Here is a 13,852-nt window from a genome sequence, read left to right as displayed (position 1 = left end):
GCGGCGAGGATTTCATCGGTGGAGGCATCGGCTTCGTGCTTTGGATACAAGGAGCGATTGCCCCAGTTCTGACCGGCGCGGAAGAAGAAGATCTGCACGCAGGTCTTCCCGCCCTCCTGGTGCAGGGCGATCACGTCCGCCTCTTCAACGCCATCGGGATTGACGTCTTGCTGGCTCGTGACGGCGGCGATGGCGCGGATGCGGTCGCGCAGCTTGGCGGCGGTCTCGAAATCGAGCGTCTCTGACGCCTCGGTCATCTCGTCCTGCAGCCGCTGACGCAGGGCGTTGGAGCGTCCTGACAGGAAATCCTTCGCTTCGCGCACCAGCTCGGCATAGTCCGCCGGGCTGACCAGGTCGACGCACGGCCCGGCGCACCGCTTGATCTGGTAGAGCATGCAGGGACGCGTGCGAGCCTCATATGTGCTGTCGGTGCAGGTCCTGATTCCGAACGCCTTTTGCAGCGTGTTCAGCGTGTTGTTGACCGCGCCGGCGCTGGCGAAGGGGCCGAAATAATCGCCTTTGGCCTTGCGGGCTCCGCGATGCTTGACCAGCTGCGGGCTCTCATGCTCGCGCCGGATCAGGATGTAGGGAAAGCTCTTGTCGTCGCGCAGCAGGATGTTGAAGCGCGGTTTCAGGCGCTTGATCAGGTTCGCTTCCAGCAGCAGCGCTTCGGTCTCGGTGCGCGTGAGGACGAACTCCATGGATCGCGTCAGCGAGATCATCAGGGCGATGCGATTGGTGTGGCCGCCGGACTTGGCATAGCTCGACACCCGGTTCTTGAGCTTTTTCGCCTTGCCCACATAAAGGACTTCGCCGTCCGCGCCATACATGCGGTAGACGCCCGGTCCCTGGGACAGGTTCTTCACATAGTCGGCGATGATCTCCGGACCGGTGCGATACTCCTTCGGCGCCGGGTTGGGGCCAGCGTCAGAAGTCTTGTCTAGCGGCGGAGCGTCGGGGCGATTGGCTTTGACCATGGGCCTAAGATAGGCGCGAAGGACTGAGTCGTCAGCGCCAGCGACTGAGGCTGACGCCCACGCTCTGCGCATCCTCCAGCGCCGTCAGCTTGTCGAGCGTCAGATCAAGGCGTTTGACGCGCGGATCGGCGAACAGGGTGTCGGCGATGATTTGGGCCAGATCTTCCAGCAGATCATGATGGGCGGCGCCGACGATCTGGCGCACGGTTTCGGCCATGGCGGCGTAATTGACCGCGTCGCCCAAAGCGCCGTGGGGGTGGGTGGCCTCGGGCGCGACTTCCGCTTCCAGACTGATTTCCAGGGGCTGTTTGCGGCCACGCTCTGAATCATACACGCCCACTTCCGCCTCAAGGCGCAGGCGGTTGACGCGCACGCTCACCCGTTCGCCCGCAAAATCGGGGCGCGGGTTCGCGGCGTTTTGTGCAGCCAGAGCGTCGAGTTTCATAAGGCGGCCTCTACATCCATCTCTCTGACAGCGGTATAAGCCGGATTGCCCGTGCGCCAAACCGCTGAGGGCTGACAGAGTGCAGATAGGATTATCATGAGCGATCACACCTGCGACAAACCCGCCGCCCTGGTCACCGGCGGCGCCAAGCGTCTGGGCCGCGCTTTCATCGAGGCGCTGGCGGCGGACGGTCATGATGTGATCATCCATTACAACAGCTCGTCAGACGAGGCAGAAGCGCTGGCGGCCGAGTTGTCAGAGAGCGGCGTGAAGGCGATTGCTCTGGGTGCAGACCTCTCACAGCCTGAAGAGGCGGCGGGGCTGATCGCCCGCGCCAATGAAGCGCTGGGGCTGGTGGGCGTGCTGGTCAATTCCGCTTCGGTGTTTGAGCAAGACCAGCTCGAAGATCTGGGCGCTGACAGTTTTCATCGGCACATGACCGCGAATACCCTGTCTCCGGCGCTTTTGACCAAGGCGCTGGCCGGGCAGGGGCTGGAGCGGGCCTGCGTGGTCAATGTGCTCGATTACAAGCTCTTTAATCTCAACGCGGATTATTTTTCTTACACGCTCTCAAAAGCCGCGCTGAAAACCATGACGGAGATGCTGGCGAAGTCGCTGTCGCCCAAAGTGCGGGTGAACGCCATCGCGCCGGGGCTGACGCTGCCGAGCGCGCATCATTCCGAAGCCGAGTTCGAGCGGGTCCATGACGACACGCCGCTCAAGACAGGCTCGACGCCGGAGGATCTGGTCGCGGCGCTGCGCTTTTTCGTGAACACGCCCTCCGTCTCGGGGCAGACTCTGTGCGTGGATGGCGGTCAGCATTTTGACCCAAGGCTCAGTCGGGACGTGTTCGAGGCGCTTTGATTGGGGTCACGCCCTTAAGGCGTGACGATCCTCGCTTCGCTGCGGGCGGCCTTTGGCCTAGCGAACCCTCTGGGTTCGATGCGCATTACGGGGGGCAGGTCCTAACCCCGACGCACCACAGCCTTTTCGCCACAGCTGGGACGGCGAATCTCGACGGCGGTCAGACCGGGCAGGGTCTTCTCAAGGCGTTCGAACACCCAGAAGGCGATGGCTTCGAGCGAGGGGTGTTCGAGGCCTTCCACATCATTGAGAAGGCGGTGGTCGAGCTGATCGCGGATCTTGTTGATCTCGGCGTCGATCTCCCAGAAATCGCGCACCATGCCGCTTTCGGCCGCACGAGGTCCGGTCAGCGTCACGGTTCCGGCAAAGGAATGCCCATGCATCCGTGAAAACGGATGGCTGGCGTCCTTGTGCTCGAAATGGTGCGCAGCGTCGAAGGTGAAGTCCTTCGAGATTTCCAGATGTAGATCGGCCATGGGATCAGGGTTTCTTGTTCAAGCAAGCCGGGCCATATACAGCCCTAACGCCCAAAAGAGAACCTTTGACTGCGGTTTGACGCAGTCTTGCTGGAAAGACCGCCCCATGTCCGACGCCCCGACGCCCCGTCCCATCTCCAAGCTGACCCTCGCGCTCTGGCCCTTGCCGGTTCTGGCGGGCTTCGTGGTTCTGGCTCTGGCCTACGCCCTGAACTGGGAGCCCTGGTTCGGCTTCGCCAGCATTATCGCCGGCGGCTTGCTGACCATCATGCTGGTGGGCAATCACTATAATGTGGGCCCGGACGCTTAAGGCGCTCTAGTCCGCCGACTTCAGCGTCACCAGCGACCAGACATGGCCATACGGGTCGCGCACCTTGCCGTGACGGCCGAAGAATTCATCGGTGACGTCCCGGATGGAGATGCATCCGGCCTCAACGGCGCGTAAGTGCCAGGCGTCCGCATCATCCACCTGCAGGCTGATGGTGAAGGTGGTGCGGCCCTCCAGCGTCGGCGGCGCCACATTGCCGGTCATCGCCTCGTGTTCGGGAAATTCGTCCGCCATGAAGATGACCCCGCCATTGATGCGCAGGGCGGCATGGCCAAGCTTGCCTTCGAACTCATAGCGTTCGGCTTCTTCGGCGCCGAAGGCGGTCTCGTAAAACCTGATCGCCTCAAGGCCGTTGCGGACGGACAGATAGGGCGCGACCGAGTGGCGGGCGGGCGCTTGGGGCATGACGCGTGCTCCACTGGCTAGAACATTTGCGAACAATCCCCAGCTTAGCCCATAGTCCGCGCCATGAGTGATCTGTTTTCTTCCGCCGGACTTGAAACCGAGGCGCCGCGTCCGTTGGCCGACCGACTGCGCCCGCAAACGCTCGAAGACGTGGTCGGCCAGGACCATGTGCTGGGCCCCGACGGTCCTTTGGGCCGCATGCTGGCGCAGGGGCGCTTGTCATCGCTGATCCTGTGGGGGCCGCCCGGCGTTGGCAAGACCACCATTGCGCGCCTGCTGGCCGAGCGGGCGGGGCTGGAATTTGACGCCATCTCGGCGGTGTTCTCCGGCGTCGCCGATCTCAAGAAAGCCTTTGAGCGCGCCCGCGCCCGGCGTCAGGCGGGACGGGGCACGCTGTTGTTCGTGGACGAGATACACCGCTTCAACCGCGCCCAGCAGGACGGCTTCCTGCCGGTCGCCGAGGAAGGGATCATCACCCTTGTCGGCGCCACCACCGAGAATCCCAGTTTCGAGCTGAACGCCGCTTTGCTGTCGCGCTGTCAGGTGATGGTGCTCAAACGCCTCGACGCCGAGGCGCTGGAAAAACTGCTCAGGCGCGCCGAGGACGAGGAGGGGACCACGCTGCCTCTCACTGAAGACGCGCGCGAAGGCCTGATCGCCATGGCTGATGGCGACGGACGCTACATGCTCAATCTGGCGGAAGAACTGATCGCGCTGAAACCCGAGGCGCCGCTTGATCTCAAGGACCTGTCCTCGGTGCTGCAAAAGCGCGCTCCGGTCTACGACAAGGATCGCGAGGAGCATTACAACCTCATCTCTGCGCTTCATAAGTCGGTGCGCGGCTCAGACCCGGACGCCGCCCTCTACTGGCTGGCGCGGATGCTCAGCGCCGGCGAGGACCCGCTCTATCTGGCGCGGCGGATCGTCAGAATGGCGAATGAGGAGATCGGCCTTGCTGATCCCGGCGCCGTACATGCCGCGCTGGCGGCCAAGGATGTCTATGAATTCCTCGGCAGTCCCGAAGGCGATCTGGCGCTGGCCCAGGCGGTCGTTCACATCGCCTGCGCGCCCAAATCAAACGCGGTCTATTCCGCCTGGAAAGCCGCCCTGCGCACCGCCAAGGGCACCGGCTCCCTGATGCCGCCCGCCCATATCCTCAACGCCCCCACCAAGCTCATGAAAGAGGTGGGCTATGGCCAAGGGTATGAGTACGACCACGATGTGGAGGGCGGCGTGTCGGGCCAGAACTATTTCCCGACCGAAATGGGCAAGCCCCCCACCTTCTACGAGCCCAAACCCCAGGGCCGCGAAGCCGCGCTGCTGGAGCGGCTAGAGCGGTTTCGCGCTGTGCGCGCCGACCGCGCGAAACGCGGGGATTAGGCGCTGCCGTCTCATAATTCATTCCCCACCGCCTGATCCTCTTGCGCCCGCGCGTGCACACGCCTAACCCTCTCGCTCATGCAACATGTGCTTCTCATAGCGCTGGGCGGCGCGTTGGGCGCGGTGTCGCGGCATGTCGTCAATCAGGCGGGAATGCGCCTGATCGGGCCGGAATGGCCGTACGGCACCTTCACGGTGAATGTGCTGGGCTGTTTCCTCCTGGGCGGCCTGGTGGGCTGGCTGGCGCTGGCCGGGCGGCCGGACGCCACTGAGCTGCGCTATGCGCTGGGCGTGGGGTTCCTGGGCGCGTTCACGACGATGAGCGCCTTCTCCCTCGACGTCATGGTGATGGTGGAGCGCAAGACTTATGTAATGGCCGCGATGTATGCGGGCGGGACGCTGATGGCCTCGATGGTCGCCGTGTTCGCCGGGCTCATCCTGGCGCGAAAGGTATTTGCCGCATGAGCGGAGTTCAGACCAAAGACGTGACCGCCGACGAAGACGAGATGCGTCTCGATCGCTGGTTCAAGAAACATTTCCCCCATGTCAGCCATGGCATGATCGAGAAATTGCTGCGCAAGGGCCAGATCCGCGTCGAGGGCGGCCGGGCCAAGGGCAGTCAGCGCCTGAGCGCGGGCCAGTCCGTGCGCATTCCGCCCATGCCGGAACCCGGCGAGCAGAGCGAAGCGCCCGCGATCAATCGCGATGACGCCGCCTATGCCCGTTCTCTGGTGATCTATCAGGACAAGCATCTGATCGCGCTGAACAAGCCGCCGGGGCTGGCGGCGCAGGGCGGCTCCAAGATCAAGATGCATCTCGATCATCTGCTGCAGGCGTTCGGCAAGGGCGATCAGAAACCGCGTCTGGTCCACCGGCTCGATAAAGACACATCCGGCGTGATGGTTGTCGCCAAGACCGCGCAAAGCGCCAAATCGCTGGCGCGCCTGTTTCAGACCCGCGATGTGAAAAAGACCTATTGGGCGGTCTGTCTGGGCGTGCCCACCCCGCGCGCCGGCGAGATCAAGGGCTTCATCAAGAAGTCCACCGAAGGCGATCGTGAGCTGATGGTCGGCGCCCACCATGGCGAAGAGGGCGCCCAGCATGCGCTGACCCGCTATGCTGTGGCCGATAATGCCGGCCAGCGTGTGAGCTGGGTCGTGCTGAGGCCTGAGACGGGGCGCACCCACCAGCTGCGCGTTCACATGCAGGCCCTGGGGCATTCCATCTATGGCGACGGCAAATACCCGTGCGATTATCCCGATCCTGAAGGCCTGTCGCGCAAGCTGCACCTGCATGCGCGCAAGATCGAGATTCCGCGCGACGGTCAGCCGCCTCTGGTGCTGGAAGCGGATTTGCCGCGCCATATGGCCGACAGTTTTGACGCGCTGGGCTTTAACCCCGACGACAATCTGATGCTGGTTGAAGAGGCGCTCACATGAACGAGCTCAAGCTCGCCGTCTTTGACGTGGACGGCACGCTGGTCGACAGCCGCGAGGTGATCCACCGCGCCATGACCCGCGCCTTTGACCGTGCCGGGCTGGGCGAGATCCCCTATGACAAGGTGCGTATGATCGTGGGGCTGGAGCTGACCGAAGCCGTGCTGCGTCTGGCGCCGGCCGACTATCCCGCCGAACGCATTCCCGAACTCGCCAATTTCTACAAGCAGGCCTTTGTGGAGATGCGCGCCCAGGACGGCTTCTCAGAACCGCTCTATGAGGGCGCTCGCGAAACCGTGGAACGCCTGGCCGATGAAGGTTGGCTGCTGGGCGTCGCCACGGGCAAGGCGCGGCGCGGGCTGGATATCGTGTTTGAGCATCATGGCCTTCACAAGCATTTCCAGACGCTTCAGACCGTGGATGGCGGGGCGGGCAAGCCCGATCCGCGCATGGTGCTGGACGCGATGAAGGAAACCGGAGTCGACGCGTCGCGCACCGTGATGATCGGCGACACCAGCTGGGACATGCTGATGGCGCGCGCGGCGAAAACCCATGCGCTGGGCGTCTCCTGGGGCTTTCACACCCATGACGAGATCGCCGAGGGCGGCGCTCATTCCATCCATGATGAATTTGAACACCTCAATGCGGCGCTCGACGCCTTTGCAGAGCATGGAGACAGCGCGGCATGAGCATGTCGAAAGCCAAGGCGGAAAACCGCGAATTGCCCAAACGTTTCTACAAAGAGGTCAGCCTTCAGCCCGGCGAGGGCGGCTGGTCGGTGCTTTTGGACGGCCGCCCAGTGAAAACCCCCGCCAAGCGCGCCTTGCAAGTGCCGTCCGAAACGCTGGCTCAGGCGCTGGCGGCGGAATGGTCGGCGCAGGAGACGGTGATCGATCCCTTCACCATGCCGATCACGCGCATTCTGCATGTGGCGCTCGATCGTATCGAAGGCGTGCGCGAGGGCGCTGCGGAGGAAGTGGCGAAGTTCGGCCGCACCGATCTTTTGAGCCATCGCGCCGACGAGTCCGGTCTCGCCGCGCGACAGTCTGAACTTTGGGATCCGTATCTTGAGTGGGCGAGAACCGCTCTGGACGCACCGCTCAACGCGGCCGCGACCGTATTGGCGCTGGAGCAGCCTGAAAGCTCGATCGAGGCGCTGAAGGCGCGCGCGCTGGCCCAGGATGATCTGCGCCTGACCGCGCTGGTCAGCGCCACGCCAATTCTCGGCTCGGCGATTCTGGCGTTTGCACTGCTGGAAGGGGAGGCGGACGCCGAAGCCGTCTGGACCGCTGCGCGCGTGGATGACGACTACCAGACCGAACGCTGGGGCGAGGATTCAGAGGCTGCTCTGGCCGCCGCCAATCGCAAGCGCGATCTCATCGCCTGCGAGACCGTGATGCGGGCGCTGGACGAGGCGGAAGTGTAATTCCTTAAGTTGTTGCGAGCCAGGCGGCTTCCCCTCAGGGGATCACTAGCGGCACGCACCGTTAATCTTATGCGCGCGAAATGCGTCCGAAGGAGTGTTCGGGCGCCATGCGTAATCTTGAGATCTCTCCCCCTGTCGATCTTCCAGACGCCAATCTTTTAGGGCAGGCGATCGAAGCGTGCGAAGTCAGCATCACCATAGCCGACATGTCGCATCCAGATGGCCCTTTGACCTTCGTCAATCAGGCTTTTCTGGATACGACCGGGTATCGTCGGGACGAGGTGATCGGTCGAAACTGCCGTTTCCTGCAGGGGCCTGATACAGACCCTGATGCGATTAGCGCAATGCGAAACGCCATTCGCCGGGGCGAGTCCCTTCGTATTGATCTGCTCAATTATCGCAGGAATGGCGAGACGTTCTGGAATGCGCTCCATCTGTCGCCGCTCTGCGGGCCACGCGGAACGGTGCGCGCCTATATCGGGTTGCAGCACGACGTGACGCAGATTCGCGCCGCCCGTCTCGCCGAGCATCACCGTCAAAAGATCGAGGCGCTAGGGCGTCTTGCGGGCGGTGTGGCGCACGAGATCAACAATTTGCTCCAGCCGCTGATTTCCTTGCCGGAACTCGTTGCTGAGGACCTGCCCGAACATGCGATTCAATCCAGAGCGGATCTGGACCTGATGGTTCAGAGCGCCCGTGATGCGCGGGACCTTGTCGCTGAGATTCTCACATATACGCGCACATCGCCTCAGGCCGGCGAGCAGCTGGTTCTGGCGCCGGCGATTGCTGACGCGCTGGCGTTTGTGAAACGGTCTCTTGCGAGCTCGGTCCAGGTGACCTTCACGAATGAGGCGACTGAGGAGCTGGCTGTACGTGACCTGTCGCGCGCAGGACTGCAGCAGATCCTGACGAATCTGATTCTGAACGCCGCGCATGCGATGGGCAGCGCCGGGGACGTCACGCTTCGCCTGCAGTCAGACAAGAGCGATCTGGTCCTCACGGTTGAGGATGACGGACCCGGCGTGAGCCCTGAGGTCGCGGACAAGATTTTCGAGCCTTTCTTTACGACCAAAGCCGCCGGCAAAGGCGCTGGGCTCGGCCTGTATGTGGTTTTTGACCTGGTCTCGCGAGCTCATGGCCAAGTGCGACTTCTGCCCCGCGCAAAGGGCGCCTGTTTTGAACTACGGTTTCCATCTTCCAACGCCCCTCATCTTTAGGAGTCTGATATGGCCAAGGTCTTGATTGTTGACGATGTCCCTGGAGTGCGGCGATCCATCGCCGGTGTACTCAGTCGTGCCGGGCACGAGATTGAAGAAGCGGCCGACGGTGTCGCCGGTATCGAGGTTGCGCGGCGCTGCCGACCCGATATCGCGGTCGTGGACATGCTGATGCCGGAACAGGATGGCCTGGAAACGCTGGAGCAATTGCGCGCAGGCGGGTTGGCGGGAAAGCTGATCGCGATATCCGGCGGCGGCGCCCTGATTGACGCTGAAGACGCGCTGTCCGCCAGTCAGAACCTTGCGGACGCGACGATCCGCAAACCGTTCGAAAACAGCGAACTTGTCTCACTTGTGAATTCACTGAGCGAGGAGTGATCCCGTGCTTGCAAGCATCATGAGAAACTGGCCGATTTCCCGGCGGATTGTCGTCGGATTGTCGGTTTTGGGTCTGTGCCTTGTGCTGATCGCAACGAGCGCCTTGTTCAGCCTGAACCAGATCACATCCGCCTTTAAGCATTACGAGACCGCCTCTCTGGAAGTTGAGGCGGCGGATATGCTGAGAGTCCGTACCACGGACTTCATCGGGGGGGCGAAGGAGTACGCCGCACGTAACACCCAAGCGCGTTTTGACGCGACCCAGGCTTTGTTCGAGGCTGTTGAGCAGGCTCAGGCCGAGGCGCTCGATGTTGCTCCTGACGAAGCCTATCGAACGGCGTTGCAGTCTGCAGGCGAGGAGCTCGCAGCGCTGCGCCAGGCCTTTGAGCTCATGGCGCGAGAGCGTGTGGAGCGAAACCTGATTGTTGAGGAGCAATTGCGTCAGACCGGAGAGCGGATGACGCAGGACCTTCAAGCGGTGCAGCTCGGCTCAGGGACAGACCCAGGCGTCATGACTGTGCTGTTTCACATCGCTCAAGCTCGCAATCTGGCGAACCGCTTTTTGGATGATCTGAACGCAACCGACCTGGCGGGCGCCCGGTTGGAAATCGAGGAAGCCTCACGTCTGGCGAGTTTGCTTGAGGCTCCGTCCATGCGTTTGCCTGAGGGTTTGGAGCGGTTCGACACGGGGCTGGATTTGCTGGCGCAGGCCATGTCTGAAGAGCAAAGCGCCAATAGTGCGTTTTTTGATCAACGCGTGCCCGCTTCCATGACCGCCATTAACGCCATGGTGGAAGTAGCCAACCACTCCAAGACAATGGCTATGAATGAGCTGGTGGCCGCCAAAGCGGCTGCCTTTGTCCAGATCGGATTTGTTCTTGCGCTTGCGGTCGCCCTGGGCGCCGCCGCCGCCTTCGTGCTTGTTCGCTCGATCGTCACGCCGGTCACTGCGTTGACTGCGTCCATGACCAATCTGGCGGAGGGGCGGCTGGAGACTGAAGTTCCAGGTGTTGACCGGCACGACGAGATGGGCGCCATGGCGCGAGCGTTGTTCGTGCTGGCGGAAAACTCCAGGGATCGCGTCAAGCTTGAGCAAGAGCGCCTAGTGAAGGTTCAGGAGCAGCGGCACCGTCAGGATGCGATTGATCAGCTTGTGGCGATGTTCGGCAAATCCACGGCCGGGGTCATGCAGCGATTTGACCAATCCTCGTCCTCCATGGGCGGTACGGCGCAAAATATGGAAAAGGCCGCCGACCAGACTCACGCCAAGGCGAATTCTGTGGCCAGCGCCATGGTGCAGGCGCAACAGGCGATCGAAACCATCGCCTCGGCCGCTCAGGAGATGAACGCCTCAGTCGCCGAAATCGGGGAACAGGCGACGCGCACCTCCCAGATGAGCAAATCCGTGAAAGACAGGGCTGATGAAGCCGGTTCCGATGTGGGGCGGCTGGGCGAAGCGATCGACCAGGTGTCCAGTATTGTGTCCCTGATCAATGAGATCGCGGACCAGACCAATCTTCTGGCCCTTAACGCGACCATCGAAGCGGCGCGCGCCGGTGAAGCAGGCAAGGGCTTCGCCGTGGTGGCCAGCGAGGTCAAATCCCTGGCCGAACAGACGAGCCGGGCCACGGATGAAATTGGCGATGCGATCAAATCCATCACCAGTCTCTCATCAACCGCCACGCAAGCGATGGAAGATATCCAGTCCTCGATCCTGGCGCTGGACGAGGTGGCGGAGACGGTTGCTGCAGCCGCTGAAGAGCAGCGCGCCGCCACAGACGAAATTGCGCGCTCTGCGGGGGCGCTTGCGGATCAGTCAGGACAAATCACAAGTGAAATCGAAGAAGTGAATGTGGCCGGCGCGGTCGCGCGTGAAGCGTCTCAGGAAGTCCGTACGGCGTCCTCCAGCCTTAGCGAAGAGGCCTCCGTGCTTTCAGAAGAGGTGCGAAGCTTCCTCGACGGCATCGGCGATAGCAGCACGCGTGACGCCATTGCGCCCCAGCCTGTTCATATCGCAGCCCATCTGGAGGTGAGGGGGCAAAGGCAACCGGTCACGATCATGAGGATTTCTCCTGCAATTGTGGAGATTGAGGGGAATATCGCCATGGAGTCAGGGACGCGGTGTCAGTTGACCCTGCCGGACCATGAGCCTGTCTTTGTTCGCATTGCAGCCAGCACCGAGCGGATTACGCGCCTTCAGCTTTCTATGGAGCGGTCCGCCCTGGACGCCATGGAGCGTTATCTGAATTCGGTGCTCGACCAGTATCGGCGCGCTCCGGGAGGAGAGTTGTCACAGGCCGCCAACGCAGCCTGACACTCAACCCTGAGACAAATGGGTCAGACAAGACCCCGAGGCCCTGCTGGATGGTGGGAGCCCCGGGGTCTTGCTTGCTTTACAGCACATTTGCACAGGAGCGCGAACCGGTGCTAGCAAGCGCATAATGAATAATAATCTTGGGAGTGTGGCTGATGAAAGCCGTCCTGGAACAGCTCGACGCGAAACGTGAAGCGGCCCGCATGGGCGGGGGTGAAGCCCGCATCAAGGCCCAGCATGACAAGGGCAAGCTGAGCGCGCGCGAACGTCTGGACGTGCTTCTGGACGAGGGCAGTTTTGAAGAGTTCGACATGTTCGTCGAACATGACTGCACCGAGTTCGGCATGGCCGAGAAGAAAATCCCCGGCGACGGCGTGGTCACGGGCTCGGGCACCATCAATGGCCGCCTGGTCTATGTGTTCGCCAAGGATTTCACGGTGTTCGGCGGCTCGCTGTCCGCCGCTCACGCTCGCAAGATCTGCAAGGTTCAGGACGCGGCGCTGAAGAACGGCGCGCCAATCATCGGCCTGTTCGACGCTGGCGGCGCCCGTATCCAGGAAGGCGTGGACGCGCTGGGCGGCTATGCCGAGATATTCCAGCGCAACACGCTGGCTTCGGGCGTCATTCCGCAAATCTCCGTCATCATGGGGCCGTGCGCGGGCGGCGATGTCTATTCGCCCGCCATCACCGACTTCATCTTCATGGTGAAGGACACCTCCTACATGTATGTGACGGGCCCGGACGTGGTGAAAACCGTCACCAACGAGATCGTCACCCATGAAGAGCTGGGCGGCGCCTCCGTTCACGCCAAGAAATCCGGCGTCGCCGAAGGCGCGTTCGAGAACGATATCGAGGCGCTGGTCCAGGTGCGCCGCCTGATCGACTTCCTGCCCGCCTCCAACCGTGAAGACCCGCCCGTGCGCGAGGTCTTTGACGCGCCAGACCGCGTCGAGCCCAGCCTGGATACGCTGGTCCCGCCGAACCCCAACAAGCCTTATGACATCAAGGAATTGATCGCCAAAGTGGCCGATGAGGGCGATTTCTTCGAGATCGCGCCCGATTACGCCACCAATATCGTGGTGGGCTTTGGCCGACTGGAGGGCCAGACCGTGGGCTTTGTGGCGAACCAGCCGCTCAGCCTCGCCGGCGTTCTCGACATTGACGCCTCCAAGAAGGCCGCGCGCTTTGTGCGCTTCTGCGATGCGTTTGAAATTCCGCTGATCACCTTTGTGGACGTGCCGGGCTTCCTGCCGGGGACGAAGCAGGAATATGGCGGGCTGATCAAGCATGGCGCGAAACTGTTGTTCGCCTATGCAGAGGCCACCGTGCCCAAGCTCACCGTCATCACCCGCAAGGCCTATGGCGGCGCCTATGACGTGATGGCGTCCAAGCATTTGCGCGGCGATGTGAACTATGCCTGGCCGACCGCCGAGATCGCGGTGATGGGCGCCAAGGGCGCCGCCGAGATCATCCACCGCAAGGATCTGGATGACGCCGACAAGATGGCCGAGCACGTCAAGGAATACGAAGACCGGTTCGCGAACCCCTTCGTCGCCGCCTCACGCGGTTTCCTGGACGATGTGATCCAGCCCCACAACACCCGCCACCGCCTGATCAAGGCCCTGCGCACCCTGCGCGGCAAAGAGCTCACCAATCCCTGGAAAAAGCACGACAATATTCCACTTTAGGGTGTGTCGCGAATGTTTGAAAAGCCCCGGTCATTGACCGGGGCTTTTTGTTTGGGATTTGAACGATCTCTTTCCCCGCGCAGGCGGGGATCCAGAGCCGGATGTATGGCGCTTGATGCCCTCTGGGTCCCGGCCTGCGCCGGGAGAGAGAGGGAGTATGAAATGCTGAAACATCAACCACGAGCAGCGCTACTCCCTCTCAAGGGCCTCCGGATCAAGTCCGAAGGCCGAGAGGGCCGGGCTTTACATCTCGGTCCTCGGACTTGATCCGGGGACCCACAGCGAAACCGCTATTCCAGCTCGACGGCTTCGACCTTGCCGTTTTCCAGCACCAGGGCGATCTCGCCGCGTTTGAGGCGCAGGGCTTCGGCGCCGAACACGTCGCGGCGCCAGCCCTTAAGGGCGGGGATGTCGGCCTCGTCATCGGCGGCGAGCTTTTCAAGATCGGGTACGGTGGCGATCAGTCGGCTGGCGACGCCCTCCTGCTCGGAGACGACCTTGAGGAAGACTTTCAGGAT

General features: G+C 62.3%; 15 protein-coding genes and 1 pseudogene. 11 read left to right on the top strand and 5 right to left on the bottom strand.

Annotation, left to right across the window (positions count from 1 at the left end):
- Positions 1 to 977: excinuclease ABC subunit UvrC (gene uvrC / locus B3M53_RS04395; protein WP_286799681.1), on the bottom strand; the 977-nt coding region annotated here is incomplete at its 3' end.
- Positions 978 to 1,008: 31 nt separating this feature from the next.
- The gene (gene folB, locus B3M53_RS04390; protein ID WP_160091553.1) at positions 1,009 to 1,422 is read right to left on the bottom strand and encodes a dihydroneopterin aldolase; all 414 of its coding nucleotides are present in this window, start codon (positions 1,420 to 1,422) and stop codon (positions 1,009 to 1,011) included.
- Positions 1,423 to 1,518: 96 nt separating this feature from the next.
- Between folB and B3M53_RS04385 the strand changes: the two genes are divergently transcribed.
- The gene (locus B3M53_RS04385; RefSeq protein WP_273019879.1) at positions 1,519 to 2,286 is read left to right on the top strand and encodes an SDR family oxidoreductase; all 768 of its coding nucleotides are present in this window, start codon (positions 1,519 to 1,521) and stop codon (positions 2,284 to 2,286) included.
- 101 nt (positions 2,287 to 2,387) lie between these two features.
- Here B3M53_RS04385 and B3M53_RS04380 read toward each other — a convergent pair whose 3' ends face one another.
- A complete protein-coding gene (locus B3M53_RS04380; RefSeq protein WP_022699706.1) occupies positions 2,388 to 2,762 on the bottom strand; it encodes a 6-pyruvoyl trahydropterin synthase family protein in 375 nt (124 codons plus the stop codon).
- A gap of 106 nt (positions 2,763 to 2,868) precedes the next feature.
- On the opposite strand from B3M53_RS04380, the gene B3M53_RS04375 reads away from it, so the two are divergent.
- Positions 2,869 to 3,072 (top strand): hypothetical protein, encoded by a 204-nt coding sequence (locus B3M53_RS04375; protein ID WP_273019881.1) that lies wholly within the window; start codon positions 2,869 to 2,871, stop codon positions 3,070 to 3,072.
- 6 nt (positions 3,073 to 3,078) lie between these two features.
- On the opposite strand, the gene B3M53_RS04370 is transcribed toward B3M53_RS04375, so the two are convergent.
- Positions 3,079 to 3,495 (bottom strand): VOC family protein, encoded by a 417-nt coding sequence (locus B3M53_RS04370; protein ID WP_022699704.1) that lies wholly within the window; start codon positions 3,493 to 3,495, stop codon positions 3,079 to 3,081.
- Positions 3,496 to 3,558: 63 nt separating this feature from the next.
- Here B3M53_RS04370 and B3M53_RS04365 point away from each other — a divergent pair, with 63 nt between their 5' ends.
- The 9 genes from B3M53_RS04365 to B3M53_RS04325 all read left to right on the top strand — a co-directional run bounded on the left by B3M53_RS04365 (position 3,559) and on the right by B3M53_RS04325 (position 13,334).
- The gene (locus B3M53_RS04365) at positions 3,559 to 4,875 is read left to right on the top strand and encodes a replication-associated recombination protein A (protein ID WP_273019883.1); all 1,317 of its coding nucleotides are present in this window, start codon (positions 3,559 to 3,561) and stop codon (positions 4,873 to 4,875) included.
- A 78-nt stretch (positions 4,876 to 4,953) separates the two neighbouring features.
- The gene (gene crcB / locus B3M53_RS04360; protein WP_022699702.1) at positions 4,954 to 5,340 is read left to right on the top strand and encodes a fluoride efflux transporter CrcB; all 387 of its coding nucleotides are present in this window, start codon (positions 4,954 to 4,956) and stop codon (positions 5,338 to 5,340) included.
- Positions 5,337 to 6,314 carry an RluA family pseudouridine synthase gene (locus B3M53_RS04355; RefSeq protein WP_022699701.1) on the top strand — a complete coding sequence of 326 codons (978 nt, stop codon included), beginning with the start codon at positions 5,337 to 5,339 and terminating at the stop codon, positions 6,312 to 6,314. The genes crcB and B3M53_RS04355 overlap by 4 nt, the downstream gene beginning before the upstream one ends.
- Positions 6,311 to 7,000, top strand: a complete 690-nt coding sequence (locus B3M53_RS04350; protein ID WP_273019885.1) for an HAD-IA family hydrolase — start codon at positions 6,311 to 6,313, stop codon at positions 6,998 to 7,000. The genes B3M53_RS04355 and B3M53_RS04350 overlap by 4 nt, the downstream gene beginning before the upstream one ends.
- Positions 6,997 to 7,737 (top strand): ATP12 family chaperone protein, encoded by a 741-nt coding sequence (locus B3M53_RS04345; RefSeq protein WP_273019886.1) that lies wholly within the window; start codon positions 6,997 to 6,999, stop codon positions 7,735 to 7,737. Before B3M53_RS04350 ends, B3M53_RS04345 begins: the two co-directional genes overlap by 4 nt.
- A 107-nt stretch (positions 7,738 to 7,844) precedes the next feature.
- On the top strand, positions 7,845 to 8,954 hold the full coding sequence (locus B3M53_RS04340) for an ATP-binding protein (RefSeq protein WP_022699698.1): 1,110 nt from the start codon (positions 7,845 to 7,847) through the stop codon (positions 8,952 to 8,954).
- A gap of 9 nt (positions 8,955 to 8,963) precedes the next feature.
- Positions 8,964 to 9,332, top strand: coding sequence for a response regulator transcription factor (locus B3M53_RS04335; protein WP_022699697.1), 369 nt, complete (start codon positions 8,964 to 8,966; stop codon positions 9,330 to 9,332).
- 4 nt (positions 9,333 to 9,336) lie between these two features.
- On the top strand, positions 9,337 to 11,646 hold the full coding sequence (locus B3M53_RS04330; RefSeq protein WP_273019888.1) for a methyl-accepting chemotaxis protein: 2,310 nt from the start codon (positions 9,337 to 9,339) through the stop codon (positions 11,644 to 11,646).
- Between the two features lie 155 nt (positions 11,647 to 11,801).
- Positions 11,802 to 13,334: an acyl-CoA carboxylase subunit beta gene (locus B3M53_RS04325; protein ID WP_273019890.1), complete on the top strand. Its 1,533-nt coding sequence runs from the start codon at positions 11,802 to 11,804 to the stop codon at positions 13,332 to 13,334.
- A 290-nt stretch (positions 13,335 to 13,624) separates the two neighbouring features.
- Here the strand turns inward: B3M53_RS04325 and B3M53_RS04320 are convergent.
- A pseudogene (locus B3M53_RS04320) lies at positions 13,625 to 13,852 on the bottom strand (ribonuclease D); the annotation flags it as partial.

It is taken from the genome of Oceanicaulis sp. UBA2681, from assembly GCF_002354675.1.
GTDB lineage: Bacteria > Pseudomonadota > Alphaproteobacteria > Caulobacterales > Maricaulaceae > Oceanicaulis > Oceanicaulis alexandrii.
Note: the sequence above shows the minus strand (reverse complement) of the source record. Positions and strands in the feature narration are given on the sequence as shown.

Excerpts from the sequence above, each read along its gene's own strand:
- B3M53_RS04365 (WP_273019883.1), top strand. The coding sequence starts at position 3,559 with ATGAGTGATCTGTTTTCTTCCGCCGGACTTGAAACCGAGGCGCCGCGT.
- crcB (WP_022699702.1), top strand. The coding sequence starts at position 4,954 with ATGCAACATGTGCTTCTCATAGCGCTGGGCGGCGCGTTGGGCGCGGTG.
- folB (WP_160091553.1), bottom strand. The coding sequence starts at position 1,422 with ATGAAACTCGACGCTCTGGCTGCACAAAACGCCGCGAACCCGCGCCCC.
- B3M53_RS04350 (WP_273019885.1), top strand. The coding sequence starts at position 6,311 with ATGAACGAGCTCAAGCTCGCCGTCTTTGACGTGGACGGCACGCTGGTC.
- B3M53_RS04385 (WP_273019879.1), top strand. The coding sequence starts at position 1,519 with ATGAGCGATCACACCTGCGACAAACCCGCCGCCCTGGTCACCGGCGGC.
- B3M53_RS04355 (WP_022699701.1), top strand. The coding sequence starts at position 5,337 with ATGAGCGGAGTTCAGACCAAAGACGTGACCGCCGACGAAGACGAGATG.
- B3M53_RS04335 (WP_022699697.1), top strand. The coding sequence starts at position 8,964 with ATGGCCAAGGTCTTGATTGTTGACGATGTCCCTGGAGTGCGGCGATCC.
- B3M53_RS04380 (WP_022699706.1), bottom strand. The coding sequence starts at position 2,762 with ATGGCCGATCTACATCTGGAAATCTCGAAGGACTTCACCTTCGACGCT.
- B3M53_RS04375 (WP_273019881.1), top strand. The coding sequence starts at position 2,869 with ATGTCCGACGCCCCGACGCCCCGTCCCATCTCCAAGCTGACCCTCGCG.
- B3M53_RS04345 (WP_273019886.1), top strand. The coding sequence starts at position 6,997 with ATGAGCATGTCGAAAGCCAAGGCGGAAAACCGCGAATTGCCCAAACGT.
- B3M53_RS04340 (WP_022699698.1), top strand. The coding sequence starts at position 7,845 with ATGCGTAATCTTGAGATCTCTCCCCCTGTCGATCTTCCAGACGCCAAT.
- B3M53_RS04325 (WP_273019890.1), top strand. The coding sequence starts at position 11,802 with ATGAAAGCCGTCCTGGAACAGCTCGACGCGAAACGTGAAGCGGCCCGC.
- B3M53_RS04370 (WP_022699704.1), bottom strand. The coding sequence starts at position 3,495 with ATGCCCCAAGCGCCCGCCCGCCACTCGGTCGCGCCCTATCTGTCCGTC.